11 protein-coding genes, 1 rRNA gene and 2 riboswitches are annotated in these 14,419 nt (G+C 37.9%); all 12 genes read right to left on the reverse strand.

Going from position 1 to position 14,419, the window contains the following annotated elements; translation table 11 throughout:
* Positions 1-187, reverse strand: a 16S ribosomal RNA gene (locus B1B04_RS24715); the annotation flags it as partial.
* Between the two features lie 555 nt (positions 188-742).
* A complete protein-coding gene (locus B1B04_RS24720; RefSeq protein WP_079564274.1) occupies positions 743-2,047 on the reverse strand; it encodes an NCS2 family permease in 1,305 nt (434 codons plus the stop codon).
* Between the two features lie 133 nt (positions 2,048-2,180).
* A riboswitch (purine riboswitch) is annotated at positions 2,181-2,282 on the reverse strand.
* 244 nt (positions 2,283-2,526) lie between these two features.
* A complete protein-coding gene (locus B1B04_RS24725; protein ID WP_079564276.1) occupies positions 2,527-3,195 on the reverse strand; it encodes an MOSC domain-containing protein in 669 nt (222 codons plus the stop codon).
* Between the two features lie 351 nt (positions 3,196-3,546).
* On the reverse strand, positions 3,547-5,097 hold the full coding sequence (gene guaA, locus B1B04_RS24730; protein WP_079564295.1) for a glutamine-hydrolyzing GMP synthase: 1,551 nt from the start codon (positions 5,095-5,097) through the stop codon (positions 3,547-3,549).
* Between the two features lie 151 nt (positions 5,098-5,248).
* A riboswitch (purine riboswitch) is annotated at positions 5,249-5,349 on the reverse strand.
* Between the two features lie 35 nt (positions 5,350-5,384).
* Entirely contained in the window at positions 5,385-7,574 is a 2,190-nt protein-coding gene (locus tag B1B04_RS24735) for a transglutaminase TgpA family protein (protein WP_079564278.1), read from the reverse strand.
* Entirely contained in the window at positions 7,571-8,752 is a 1,182-nt protein-coding gene (locus B1B04_RS24740; protein ID WP_079564281.1) for a DUF58 domain-containing protein, read from the reverse strand. Before B1B04_RS24740 ends, B1B04_RS24735 begins: the two co-directional genes overlap by 4 nt.
* Positions 8,749-9,693 (reverse strand): AAA family ATPase, encoded by a 945-nt coding sequence (locus B1B04_RS24745; protein ID WP_079564284.1) that lies wholly within the window; start codon positions 9,691-9,693, stop codon positions 8,749-8,751. Before B1B04_RS24745 ends, B1B04_RS24740 begins: the two co-directional genes overlap by 4 nt.
* A gap of 236 nt (positions 9,694-9,929) precedes the next feature.
* Positions 9,930-10,610 (reverse strand): ABC transporter ATP-binding protein, encoded by a 681-nt coding sequence (locus B1B04_RS24750; protein WP_079564287.1) that lies wholly within the window; start codon positions 10,608-10,610, stop codon positions 9,930-9,932.
* 107 nt (positions 10,611-10,717) lie between these two features.
* Positions 10,718-11,530 (reverse strand): ABC transporter permease, encoded by an 813-nt coding sequence (locus tag B1B04_RS24755; protein WP_240518393.1) that lies wholly within the window; start codon positions 11,528-11,530, stop codon positions 10,718-10,720.
* Entirely contained in the window at positions 11,530-11,982 is a 453-nt protein-coding gene (locus B1B04_RS24760; protein WP_079564290.1) for a nitrous oxide reductase accessory protein NosL, read from the reverse strand. The genes B1B04_RS24755 and B1B04_RS24760 overlap by 1 nt, the downstream gene beginning before the upstream one ends.
* Positions 11,979-13,250, reverse strand: a complete 1,272-nt coding sequence (locus B1B04_RS24765) for a right-handed parallel beta-helix repeat-containing protein (protein ID WP_240518394.1) — start codon at positions 13,248-13,250, stop codon at positions 11,979-11,981. The genes B1B04_RS24760 and B1B04_RS24765 overlap by 4 nt, the downstream gene beginning before the upstream one ends.
* A gap of 60 nt (positions 13,251-13,310) precedes the next feature.
* Positions 13,311-13,949, reverse strand: coding sequence for a nitrous oxide reductase accessory protein NosL (locus tag B1B04_RS24770; RefSeq protein WP_079564292.1), 639 nt, complete (start codon positions 13,947-13,949; stop codon positions 13,311-13,313).
* Positions 13,950-14,419 lie beyond the last annotated feature (470 nt).

The following is a 14,419-nucleotide window of genomic DNA, read 5'->3' on the forward strand; positions in this document are numbered from 1 at the left end:
AATAGATTATTCGGTATTAGCCCCGGTTTCCCGGAGTTATCCCAAACTATAAGGTAGGTTGCCCACGTGTTACTCACCCGTCCGCCGCTAACGTCAAAGGAGCAAGCTCCTTCTCTGTTCGCTCGACTTGCATGTATTAGGCACGCCGCCAGCGTTCGTCCTGAGCCAGGATCAAACTCTCCATAAAAGAAATTTGATTAGCTCAAATTGTTTTGCTGGCATCATGTTTGATGTCCAAAATTTTGTTTCGTTCACTAACTCAAGGTTAGCTACTGAAAACTTTATTGATTACGTTTTGCTTGTTCAGTTTTCAAGGTTCATTTGTTTGTCTCATTTAAGTGACTTTCTATACTTTAACATGTCGTTAACTTCATGTCAACTATTAATGTTAATGTTTTGTTGTTGTTTGTTTCTTTCGTAACAACGTTTATAAATATATCACCTTACTTGTAAGTTTGCAAGCGGATTATTAAAGTAAAACTATTCTAATTAAATAAAAAAGGAGTTTCTTCTATAATATGTGAATCAACTTCAACTACACATGAAAGTGATATGCTTCACATTGACGCTATAACCGCTGATCTCTCATATTAGTAGCTTTCCTTTTCTAGTGCATGATGAAATCTTTTTACCATTATATATTTTTATAGTTTTTAATTCTCCAATAAGAAAGCACCTACAATTGTTAGTTTCGTTTCTAACAATTGTAGGTGCTTTTTATAATTCTATTGTGTATTTATAATTAGCGTACCCAGATAAAGTATGCCAGGAAGACAAAGAACAACCCGTACATCATAGGATGGATTTCTTTTTTACGACCCGCTAAAAGCATTGTTACTGGATAGAATACAAAACCTATAGCAATACCAGTAGCAATTGAGTAACCAAGAGGCATCATTATTACTGTAAAGAATGCAGGTACTGCAATTTCGAATTTATCCCAATCAATTAAACGTAATGAGGATACCATCAAAACACCTACAATAACTAGAGCTGGCGCTGTTACCGCTGGAGTTACCACAGCAAGTAACGGTGAGAAGAATAATGCTATCAAGAAAAGGATTGCCGTTACAACAGCAGAGAAGCCTGAACGAGCACCTGCTGCTACACCAGAAGTTGACTCTACATACGCAGTAGTTGTTGATGTACCAAATAAAGAACCAATTGTGGTTGCAAGGGCATCCGCCATCAACGCACGGCTTGCACGTGGTAATTTATTATCTTTTACTAATCCTGCTTGTGTTGCAACTGCCATTAAAGTACCTGCTGTATCAAAGAAATCCACAAACAAGAATGTTAAGACAACAACTAAAAATTTAACGTTTAATAATGAACCGAAGTCATGGAAAATTGGATCTAAAGCTACCATAAATGTAGAATCCACGCTCGGAATAGCTGAAACAACTGCTGCAGGTGGATCAATCACACCCGTAATCATACCAACAATTGCTGTTATAACCATCCCTAAGAAAATACCAATACTGCGTAGTTTAATAATAAGAATAATTGAAAGGACAATCCCAAATACAGCTAGTAAAGTTGAACCAGTGAATGTTCCTAATGTAACCAATGTAGCTGGGCTATCTACGAGGATACCCGCTCCTTGTAAACCTACAAATGTTATAAACAATCCAATTCCTGCTGAAACTGCATATTTAAGTTGGACCGGAATTGCATTAATTACTGTTTCACGAATACCCGTTAGTGAAAGAATGATAAAGATAATCCCTGAGAAGAAAACACCTGTTAAACCAGTCTGCCAAGGAATACCGTAAGCTCCAACTACAGTGAAGGCAAAGAATGCGTTTAAGCCCATACCAGGAGCAAGGGAAATTGGGAATTTAGCGAATATACCCATAATCAGAGAACCGACTGCAGCTGCTAATGCTGTAGCTACGAATACAGCACCTTTATCCATCCCTGCATTTTCTAAGATGCCAGGGTTAACAGCTAAAATGTAAGCCATAGCAAGGAATGTAGTAATACCACCTATTATTTCGCGGCGATAATTAGTTCCTAATTCATCGAACATGAAATACTTTTTCATTTTAAAGAAATCCTCCGTATGGTCGTCTTCAATATCGAAAACAAAAAAGACACACTGACTACTCTACTAGTCGCATGTCTACGATACATTTCATCACCGTTATTGTGAGAAATTAATTTAGTGTCTATACATTAATATATATAACTAAAATCGTAGTCAAGTTATTTACGGTAACTTGGTAGAAACTCACGGGCCTTATCCCCGACATTATACGACGACTTATTTAATTTACAATCGTAATATATCATTTCATTTTTTAGATTTCAACCCCATTTCCGAACATTTTTTATAAATACCACGAGAAAGTTCGTGTAAAATACTTATTTGACTTCTTTCAGTAGATGTCACATTTTAAGAAATTGTTTAGGACATAATGCTTTATTGATAGTTATAAAATAAAAAACCCCCTAGAATTCATTCGAATTCTAGAGGATTTTTATACAATGACTGTAGGAGATTCTCCCTTGATCAACATATATTTAATTCATCACTTTACTTTGCAAGAGCTGAATTCTTTTTTCTAATTTTTGTTTCCAATCCTCTGCTAATGCATCAACTGCTTGTATGCGTTTCATGGCAAGTGCATCCTTGTTTTTAAAATACACTTCGTTGCAATGCAAAACTGAAACACACGCAGGATGCTTTTCCACTAATTCAATTTTTGAATCTGCATAGATTGTCCCTTCTTCCAGTACACGTGCAAGAAAGCCCGTATAACCTGTTTCAATTAAACGTTTGAGTAATATGTTCGCCTCAGTATATTTATCAATCGTGCTACATGGTACACGTCCTTGTGTAATTTGGATGACAGCATCACCTATTTTATAAATATCGCCAATACAAACATCAGCTTCTAACATATTCGTTACTGTTAAGTTTTCACCGAACGCTGCTGTCGGCAACGGTTTACTCAGTTCCTGTTCCCATTGTATGTAATGCTCCGCAGGATATAAGCAAACAGCACGGTCAGGACCACCATGATGTTTTTTATCTGCTACATCGTCCCCCTCAAATCCACGAGCGGACAAATAAACCTCTTGCACTTTTCGTTTTTCAATCCCTGTAATCATCGAGCGCTCGTTACTATAATGCCATTCTTTTGGCATACCAATAGCAAGTGTATGTATCATCGCTATATTTTTTCCCATCTTATCCCCCCCTAAAACTAAACAACGACATAGAGTCCTATTTATATTTATTAGTTTACTATACCGAACGATTCATCGTATAACTATTTCTTAATACGAATCTGTTTCATCGAAGGGCCCATTCTGGAATATACTTTGGATTAACTCGATATTGAACTTTCCAAATACATTCTTAAGAAAACCCAACTTGTTAATTTGCGGATATTGATCCGCCATAGTTCTAATTTTTATATTCAACAAAGCAACAAATATTCCCTTTATTTAAATTTTTGCTATCGAATCGAAAAATAAAAAGCTCGAAGAAAACCCAATTAAATGAGTATCTTCAAGCTTTTTATAGTTGCTATTTAATTATTCCCACTCGATAGTTGCTGGTGGCTTAGATGTAATATCATACAGTACGCGGTTAACGTGTTTTACTTCGTTTACTAGGCGGACAGAGATTTTCTCTAGTACATCCCAAGGAATGCGTGCCCAGTCAGAAGTCATACCGTCGATAGATGTTACCGCACGGATACCGATTGAGTAGTCATACGTACGTGCATCGCCCATTACGCCAACTGAGCGGATGTCAGGTAATACCGTGAAGTATTGCCAGATATCGCGATCAAGACCAGCTTTTGCGATCTCTTCACGTAAGATGAAATCAGATTCGCGTACGATTTCTAGTTTTTCTTCTGTTACTTCACCAAGTACACGGATTCCTAGACCAGGGCCTGGGAATGGTTGACGCCAAACGATTTTTTCGTCAAGGCCAAGCTCTAATCCTAATGCACGCACTTCGTCTTTAAATAATGTGTTAAGTGGCTCAATTAATTTGAATTGCATGTCTTCTGGAAGACCACCAACGTTATGGTGTGATTTAATCGTTTGTGCAGTTGATGTTCCAGATTCAATGATATCTGTGTAAAGAGTACCTTGTGCTAAGAAGTCCATACCTTCAAGTTTAGCCGCTTCTTCATCAAATACGTAAATAAACTCGTTACCGATAATTTTACGTTTTTTCTCTGGATCAGAAACGCCTGCAAGTTTATCCATGAAACGTTGACGTGCATCAATTTTAATAAGATTCATGTCAAAGTCTTCTGTGAATGTTTTCATAACTTGTTCAACTTCACCTTTACGGTTCAAGTTGTGGTCTACGAACATACAAGTTAATTGGTCGCCAATCGCTTTATGAATTAGAACCGCAACAACTGATGAGTCTACACCGCCAGAAAGTGCACATAATACTTTTTTGTCACCTACTGTTTCGCGGATTTTTGCGATTTCAAGTTCAATGAAGTTTGCCATAGACCAATCGCCTTTTGCTCCACAAATGTCGAATACAAACTGACGTAATAAGTCGTTACCATATACAGAGTGACGTACTTCTGGGTGGAATTGTACTGCGTATAGTTTACGCTCTACATTTGCCATTGCTGAGATAGGGCAAGCAGCACTTGTTGCGATTACTTCAAAACCAGCTGGTACTTCTGTTACATGGTCACCGTGGCTCATCCAAACGATTTGTTCAGTTGGTAAGCTACCGAATAACTTGTTTGAAGCTGTTACTTTAATTTCTGCTTTACCATATTCGCGTGTTTCAGCACCTTCAACTTTACCACCTTGCGTATGTGCCATTAATTGCATACCATAGCAAATACCTAAAATTGGTAAGCCTAATTCGAAAATAGCTGGGTCTACATGGAAGGCATTTTCGTCATAAACTGAGTTTGGACCACCTGAAAAGATAATCCCTGCTGCGTTCATATTTTTAATTTCTTCTGCTGTAATCGTATGAGGATGTAACTCACTAAAAACACCAAATTCACGGATACGACGCGTAATCAATTGGTTAAATTGGCTACCGAAGTCAAGAACAACGATTTTTTCTTGCTCTAATAAAGGGCTAGCTGACAAAATTTCCACCTCTTCTACTATTTTTAAAGGACTTTTCATATGTTCAAAGAAAAACGCGTATGGAAGTAAAAACTTCCTACGCGTTCATAAGTTCTAAATTTATAAAGGCGAATGCGTAGCAAAGAAAAGTGATTTACTAACCTTCTCACCTAACCAAAACATTCACCTTCATAGAGAAATCATTTACGGTGATTTCGTAGAAACATTCGAACCTATTATCGAACTTATATGAAAGCAATCCTCATCATATATAATTTTTTTCATTTTACTCTTTGTACCCATCAAAATCAACTGATAGTGCGATTGATTAAATTTTCCCAACTTTCTTTCAGTTTTGCGAAATCAACCTCTTGTTTATCTTTGCCATAAATATGTTGTTCATATACAGCAGTCAGTTTTTGCATTTCTTCCGTCTCTAGCGACTCATCTACTCTTGTAGCAAATGCTCGTAATGTTTCGCCATCCTTCCTGCGTAATCCAATACGAGATAATTGCTTCGTTAAAACATGGTATGAAGCATCAAAAGTTGTCCAGTCCGCTTCTTTTTTACGAAAAGCGCGTACTTGCATTTTAGGTATCCACGTTTTACGTTGCATAAACAAAGTGATACTAGCGATGATCATCAAAATGACTAGAGCAATCCATACGTAAATATGCTTTTTCACCCATGTCCACACAGAATCAAAGCTAAACGTTGTTGAGCTAGAAGATTCTTTCTTCGGCTCTTGCTCTTCCTTCTTTGGTTGTTCTTGCTTTTTTTCTGGCTCCAACACTTGCTCCTGCTGAGGAGTATCTTGCTCAATATCATAATCGATATTCACATTTCCTGAAAATCCAATTGTCGGTTCAAACTCCATCCACCCTGTTCCAGGTATATACGCTTCCACCCAAGAGTGTGCATTATCATTTGTAATTTGATACTCTTGTAAACCGTCTGATATTCGACCAGGATTACCAGGTGCAAAGCCTTTCACCCAACGTGCAGGTATCCCTGCCGAACGGAGGAGCACAACCATTGATGTTGAGAAATTATCACAGTAGCCAACTTTAGTATCGAATAAAAACTGGTCAACATAGTCCTGACCCTCAGACGGGATGGCTACTTCTTTTTTATCGTATCTAAAGCCATGAGATGAAAAATATTTTTCAACCGCTTTTATTTGATCATAGACCGAAGCTTTATCCTGTGTGATTTCTTGCGCTAAATTCCCTACACGTTGTGGAAGTGTGTCTGGCAATTGTAAAAAACGGTCAAAGGACGGATGATCTACTGTTTTTAGCGTGGAAGGGTCTGCCATTTGGAGCTGTTCCATGCTAAATACTGGCTCACTATATGAGATCGTATAGTTAGATAATAATTTTGAGTCGCCATTCTGTTGTTCTATTGCTATTTTTTCAGTGTGTTCATCTTGAATAAAGAGCGGTGAATCCTGTGTAGATACAGATATCATGCCATATGTTTGAATTAAAAAAGGCATCGGTACAGCAATGTCCATTTGAACCTGTCGCTCAGTTTCAGGAGATCCAACTTGTAATGAAGTTTGGATAGGAGTATTAGTCTCATAGACATTTTTTCCAAAGCTCCCCTCCGAAAGAATCCAGCCCTTCGAAGTATAAGTATCCTTTGTATCGATACGCCAATAATGACGATCACGGGTAGATGCCGTAAATATTAGTGTATTATCACCTTGGAACGGTCCCCCTAATTGACTATCATCCTCGCTGTAACCAACTGTTTTTTCCCCTGTTCCAATGCCATCTTGCCCTGCCACCCCCTTAATAAAAGGGACTGGATCAGCCCAAGTTGGCCCTGCCTTAGGTAAATAGAATGCCACTCCACTAACAAGCATTACCGAAACAATCATCGGAATAACCAGTTTCCACTTTCCTATGAAATTGCTCGGTGCATCTGTTTGAAGCCATAAGCGCTTAACAAAAAGGAAACCTGTCATTATTAATCCAAGCACAAGTACTTTAACAATTGCCACCTTTCCATCATAGTCACTAAATGTATCTAGTGTGGCAATAAAGAATACTGTTAAAGCAAAGAAATAGAATATATTTTTCCGCACGGTTATCCAGTGGTGTATCAGGTATATTAACATCCAAATAAGGGCAACGAAGAGCACCGTTCTAAATGAATCCGATACTTTTCCAAAATCGCCCGAAAAGATGGCAGTCATATTCCATTTCCATTCATGCATTAAAAACGGTATTGTCTGTCCAGAAAAAAAGGGACTTTCACTATAAACAAACACTATAAACCAAGTAACATAACCAAATTTCACTAATCCCGACAGTATTGGGTGCACTTGAAATAAACTGAGTACCAATGATAAACCGATGAACACTAAAAATAAATGAAACAATCCTGTATTTGTTAGCTGCATGACAGGAATAAGCCATTCACGTAAAATTAGAAAAATAATTACGTATGCTATTGCTAATTCGATAAAATTTCCTAGTGATTTTTTCACGGCTTCATCACCTCCGTGAACAAATGGTAATAATCTGTTGGATTTACATGTACAACTTGAATTTGCCTATAACGCTTTGCCAGATTTGTTTGCATAGGCGGCTCCTCCGCTACTACAAAACAAATACAGCTTTTCACCATATTGGCAAGAGAATGTATTAATTCATCTGATACTTCATTCGTAACATATAGTAATGTTGCAACATGCTTAAACACTTGCTGATCTCGAAATTGGAATTTGACAGTTTCAGCAGGTTTTATAGCAGCTAAATGATGCATTACTTGATCTAGCTGCTTATTACCTTGAATAATCGGAAACACCTTCGTGTTAAAACCAGCTGAAACAAATGAAATATCTCCACGTTCTTTGACAATGGTTTGTAGCATCGATGCTACAAGCTCAATTTTTTCTTCAAATAAGGGAGACTTTCCGGCATGGAGTACAAGCATTAACTCCTGTGATTGTCGATCTTCAAATTCTTTAGATTGCAACGTTTGTGTTTTCGCAAATGATTTCCAGTGAATCCACGAAAAACGGTCACCTGGAACATACTCACGTAAACCAACAGCCATTGATGTATCCTTAACAATTGAATAAGGTGACATCATTGTACCAACATCAAATTTTGTTTGAAGCGCGGCATACCTCATTTCGCGTACTCTCGGGTATACTAAAATGACTTGTTCCTTGTCTGCCACAACTCGCTTTTTTGCCCAGCCAAAAAAATCACAGAAAACAATATTAACACCTAAGTAACGATGCTCGCCACGGGACATATTTCCCAGCACATAATTCCAGCTAAATTTTTTCCTGAAGCCAACGAACTTAATGGTATTCGTTCCTTGCACCCTCGATTGAATAAGGACTTCGCTGTTTACAAGTTCCTCCATCATCATATAAGCAAACGGAAAGCGTGTTTTTCGTTCTACCGTAATTGTTACCTTAGCAGATTGTCCACTCTCTACGCAGGAGGGCTCAATTTTGCGTTCCACCAGTAAAATATCTTCTTTCACTAGTAAGAAAATAAATGCGTATAACAAAAACGGGCTAACTGTGAAAAATACAAACCAGCTGACAAACCCACCTTGGAACATGGCATAACAAAACGTTATGATCATTAACAAAGAAATTAAAAGGAAATGTTTACTTTTCTCTATTAAGGCTTGCCATTTCTTCATTGCTCCGCAAACCTCTTTGTTGGCACAGGTATCTTCGCAATAATTCGCTCAATAATTTCCTCTGCCGTTACGTTATCATAGCGAGCATCTGGCTTTAATATTAAACGATGGCTAAAGACAAATGGTGCTAAATATTGAACATCATCAGGTGTAACAAAACTACGCCCTTTTATAAATGCATAAGCTTGTGAAGCCTTCATTAAAGCAATCGTTGCGCGAGGACTTACTCCTAAATGTACATAGTTATTTTCCCTCGTTTGAGTCGCCAATTCGACCATATAATTTTTGACTGAATCCTCAACATGCACACCCTGTACAAGCTCCTGCAATTCAATTAATTGCGTAACTGTTAGTACTGCTTCAATTTTTTCAATCGGTTTACCATGCTCAGCACGACGAAGAATCTCCACTTCTTGACCTCTTGAAGGATAGCCCATTTTTATTTTTAGTAAGAAACGATCTAGCTGTGCTTCCGGTAAAGGATATGTTCCTTCATGCTCAATTGGATTTTGAGTGGCCATAACGAAAAATGGTTGGTTGATTGTTAAGGTTTTACCATCAATCGTGACCGATGCTTCCTCCATCCCCTCAAGTAAAGCAGATTGCGTTTTTGGAGATGTACGGTTAATTTCATCCGCTAAAATTACATCTCCCATGATCGGACCAGGTCGAAATTCGAATTCCAGCGTTTTCGGATTATAAATCGACACCCCTACAACATCTGACGGTAATAAATCCGGTGTAAATTGAATCCTTTTAAATTGTGCCTCAAAGGATTTTGCCAGTGCTCGAACCATCATTGTTTTACCGACACCTGGTACGTCCTCAAGCAAGATATGACCCTTTGCTAGTAGGGCTACTATGCTAAGCTCTGCAACCTCTCTTTTGCCGATCATTACTTTTTCTATATTTTCTAATACACTTTGTATTTGTGAATTCATAAATAAAAAAACCTCCTATTTCATCCAACAATTATTAGAATTGTATGATAACTTATTTAAGAATAACGAAATATGTTTAGTAACACAATTATATGAGACGTTCACCTATTGCTTTAACACCATAGTTCGAGCACTAGCGAGAAAAGTAATAATACTTTAACATGAAAAAGAAGGCCTGCCTGAATACAATCAAAGCAAACCTATCTTTTAGTATAACGTCATTATCTATCAGAATGTTACAGATTTAATTTTTTTAACCATAAATTCTCTAACGAAGATGAATTTTCTTGTAAAAGTATTTCCTCTAATTCACCAGAAATAAGTATGTTCCCTTCGTGTAAAACCAACACATCGTCCGCTACTTCTTCCGCAAAAGACAGTAAATGCGTAGAAAATATGACCGTAGAGCCCCTTGCTTTTTCCTCTAGCATCATTTTTTTCAGCTCCGCAATCCAAAAAGGATCGAGCCCATTGGTCGGCTCATCTAAAATAAGCAAAGAGCCTTCACCGAGTAAACTTTGAGCGAGATTAAGCCGTTGACGCATCCCCTTAGAGAAATGCTTCACTTTTTGCTTTCGAACATCCCATAAAGCAACGCGCCTTAGTACTTCCTCCTGTTCCTTTTTACCAATCTTCTTTAATGAGGCAAGTAGCTGCAAAATTTCTGCTGCTGTTAACATAGAAGGAAAGTCCACATCATCAGGCATGTATCGAATGGCTTGTGGTTTATGCCATATTATTTCTCCTGATTTTTGCTTTTCCTGTCTAGTTAGCAGGCGAATTAAAGTACTCTTTCCAGCGCCATTTCCCCCTACAAGCGCTAAAATACGCCCCGTTTGTAAAGAAAAGGAGGCTTCATGAAGACCTCTATTATTATCATAGATATTTGATAACTTCTTTGTTTCTAATAGCATCATCTTCTATCCCCTTTCTATCAATTATACCTCGGCATAATTGCGTCCAGAATCGGCTTTGTGCTTGCACAAAGCACTCCTTTCCGATTCTGTGACATCCGCCGGAGGCTTTATCTTCTTTCACCGAAAGAAGATAAAAGTAAGCTAGTGTAGGCTAACGGACAAACTATCCAAAGTAATGTCACAGCTACGTATACTGCATAACCTAGTGGCGACGAATAAAACTGCGTTACTTTATAAAATGCTGGCCCAAGAACACTCGCCTGATCTGTAAAAATAAAGTATCCAAAGCGTAGCCACTCCACAGGATTAATATGTATCGCTATAATCGTCAGTTTTTGAAGAATATGACCGGCCACGACAGTTCCGATAGCCATTAAAGCGTAAGAGATTAGCAATAAAAAAATGGACCAAAAAACAAGTGACAACGACAGTGCAAATAATCTTGTTTTCGCAAAGGCTCCTACTGCAATGGCCAATGACACAAAAATGAAAATGCATAGCAAAGTTAAAACTATGAAGATAAATGGCAAACGTACTCCACCAAGAAATCCACCAAGCGCTAATATTACGCCGAACGCCACGGCCACGACTAATAAAAAAGCAAGCACAGAAGCAATATACTTTCCTGCAATATATTGCCTACGTGTCATTGGATATGTTTTTAATAATGAAAACCATCCTGATTCCACATCACCAGCTACACTCATACTACCGATCGTTAATATAAACAGCGGCAATAAAAACAACAATACATTTAAAAAGGAGGCTGTCTGTCGTGTAAAACCGTCTACATCTGGTAATGCCATTTGCTGAATGACAATGATAGCTGTAAACACGAATGTGAAAAGTAAGCCTACAAGTTGCATCCATCGACTTCTGAGCATTTGCTTCAATTCTAGTTTAATAAGCATACTATTCATCACTTATGGATCCCCCATTTAAAATCGTGTAAATCCTTATAGTCTAGTAGCTGACCTTCTCCCTCTGTCGTCATCCATTCCTGTGCTGCTTCCTTCGAATCGAATGCAACTACCCCATAATTCATCGGAGTCCAATAATCCTTGTTGTACACATAAACAGCGTTAATAACGTCAATCCATTCATTTTTTGCCGCATCTTTAATATATGCTGCTCCAACTACATCTTCCCCATTCGCTTTCATATATTCCATAAGACAACCAATATCATCAAACATTTCATAATCGCCATTTTTCAATGCAATCTGGCCAGCATATGCATTATGAACGATACTCATATTACAAATTTTACATACATCAGTTTCACTCACTATTTCACGAGGCTCATATGTTTTTTCACTACAGCCCACCAATACACCACAACATAGCAATACACTCATCAGCCATTTTTTCATTCTGTGATCCCTCTTTTCCATAGCCATAAACTACTTAATGCCAAGAATAAACCTACTAGCATTTGCACCACGTTCATCTTGTTCTTTTCTTGCACATACTTCATCGCCAATTTCGGCGTATGATCAACAAGCATGTTCTTTTCAGTTTTATTAATTTGCTGATCCAGAGATGTCAGTAAAAGGACGCTCGGAGATGCTACAAAATATTGGTAAACAGGCTGGCGTACCATCCATTGACCAAAGCTTGACACAGCCACATATGGAATATCACCGACGCCATTGTCTTTTAAATCAATCCCTGAGTAATCATCATAATAATTATTTTTAAGTTGAAAGCCTTGCTGATCGGAACGCGCCGTTAAAATATTCCCTGTAAAGTTATTACTACTAGCCAAAGTGTCGTTACTAACCTTTGTACCTTCAAGGGCAGTTTGGTTCATCTGAAAATCATTTGTTTCAATTTGGATAGTTGAACTTTTCTGCATTGCAACACCAGTCCGATTATTTTTGATTGTGTTATGTTTAATTTTTGCTTGCTGCACATCAAACAGCAGCATACCGTAGCCATTAAAATCAAAATGATTAGCTATTGTATTATTTTCAAGGAGGATGTCTGTTGTCATCATAATCATAAGACCAGTCACATTGTGAACATATGTATTAAAAAGTGCTTTGGCATCACTTGTATACATAAGATGCGTACCATAACGGCTGCTCGTCACCTTATTACGTTGAACAACAATACGCTTTACCTCCTCTACATAGATTCCATCCTGTACTTGCTCAATAGTATTGCCTTCGATCGTAATATCCTCACTTTTATAAACTGCCAACCCATTACCTTTTTGGGAATAATGATCCTCGATACCAGTCACATTGATTTCCTGTATGCGCACATTTTTGCAGCGTTGTATATGAACACCTGTATGAACATCTTTCATTTGTAACTTACGTAGCTTAAGTCCGTCTACATTACTAACAACGATCGCTTTACTTTTTCCTGATAACGTTATATTTTCCACACTGACATTAGTAGTATTTTCAATTCGAAGTGCTGGTTTGTCACTTTCACCGATTAGTTCAGTTCCCTCTTCGCCTTGTAGTGTTATCGGTTTCGTCACAATAAAATTACCTCGGTAACGACCAGCAGGAATATGAACGATCTCCCCTGGCTTTGCGACATTAATCGCCTCCTGTACATCGAAATCTGCGTACACTGTCTGACTCATGAATAGAAAAAATAATAAGGCCATCCCTATTTTTTTCACCAATCCTTACCTCCCAGTTCAGCACGAAAAGACTAGAGGAATCCCCCCTAGTCCATTCGATTAATGACTATGACCGTCTTGATTCTTTTCTTCCATATGCATGGAGTCAGATTCACCTTTGGCCTCTTTTTCAGCTTTTTCTTTCATCTTCTTTTCACGACGCTCTAATGCATCGTCTTTAATTTTTTGTAATTCCTCTACATGTGCAGTTGGATTGTCAGCGATATACTTGTCTGCATCAGCTTTATCTTTGAAATAAACATATCCCCAATTCATCGGAGATTTTAGATCCGTTTTGACGATAGTTGCATCATCAACCTTTACCCAATCTTTTGTATTAAAATCACGTACAAATTTTTCGTTCTTTTCATTATTTGCAACCTCGGCATTTACTAAACAGCCGATGTCATCATAAAAGGTAACTGTTCCGTCCTCTTTTATTGCTTGAGTAGAAAATTCACCCATATCTTCGTCCTTCATATATACTTTCATATTACACATTTCACACATTGTATCTTCTTTTGGCTCTTGCAAACGTGGATCCACTAAAGAAGCGACTTGCGTAGATTTATCCTTTGCTTCTGCCTCATTTGCTGTGATATCTTGCTTCGTTTCTTCTTTCTTCCCTTGATCTTCGTCTGTACCACAAGCCGCGAGTAAAAGTGATGCAGCTAGTACAGGTAACCATATTTTTTTCACAATTGCTTCCCCCAATTTCGTTTTTCTATTACTAATAATTACTTTACAGGTAAGTTGTGAAATAAGTTAAAAATCACTGTGAAGTATTGGAAAAATTACCTTGAATATTCATTGAACGTCTCGACTTCAAATATTTTGAATGAAAAATATAACTTCCATTTTTTAATAACTTTTATTATAGATAATGTGATTAGCGTGTCATCTTTATCGCTCTTCGGCAAAGCGAGGGGTGATCTCCGTTCCGACAGGGTGCTTTGTTGCTGCCGCTTCGCTTTCGCACAGTTAAAACATTTGTTGCTGCCGCTTCGCTTTCGCACAGTTAAAACATTTGTTGCTGCCGCTTCGCTTTCGCACAGTTAAAACATTTGTTGCTGCCGCTTCGCTTTCGCACAGTTAAAACATTTGTTGCTGCCGCTTCGCTTTCGCACAGTTAAAACATTTGTTGCTGCCGCTTCGCTTTCGCACAGTTA

Origin of the sequence: Lysinibacillus sp. KCTC 33748 (assembly GCF_002237755.1) — a bacterium.
Classification (GTDB): Bacteria; Bacillota; Bacilli; order Bacillales_A; family Planococcaceae; genus Lysinibacillus.

Bases quoted from the DNA above. Each gene is read 5' to 3' on its own strand.
- B1B04_RS24720 (WP_079564274.1), bottom strand. From the start codon at position 2,047: ATGAAAAAGTATTTCATGTTCGATGAATTAGGAACTAATTATCGCCGC.
- B1B04_RS24740 (WP_079564281.1), bottom strand. From the start codon at position 8,752: ATGAAGAAATGGCAAGCCTTAATAGAGAAAAGTAAACATTTCCTTTTA.
- B1B04_RS24750 (WP_079564287.1), bottom strand. From the start codon at position 10,610: ATGATGCTATTAGAAACAAAGAAGTTATCAAATATCTATGATAATAAT.
- B1B04_RS24725 (WP_079564276.1), bottom strand. From the start codon at position 3,195: ATGGGAAAAAATATAGCGATGATACATACACTTGCTATTGGTATGCCA.
- B1B04_RS24760 (WP_079564290.1), bottom strand. From the start codon at position 11,982: ATGAAAAAATGGCTGATGAGTGTATTGCTATGTTGTGGTGTATTGGTG.
- B1B04_RS24755 (WP_240518393.1), bottom strand. From the start codon at position 11,530: ATGAATAGTATGCTTATTAAACTAGAATTGAAGCAAATGCTCAGAAGT.
- B1B04_RS24745 (WP_079564284.1), bottom strand. From the start codon at position 9,693: ATGAATTCACAAATACAAAGTGTATTAGAAAATATAGAAAAAGTAATG.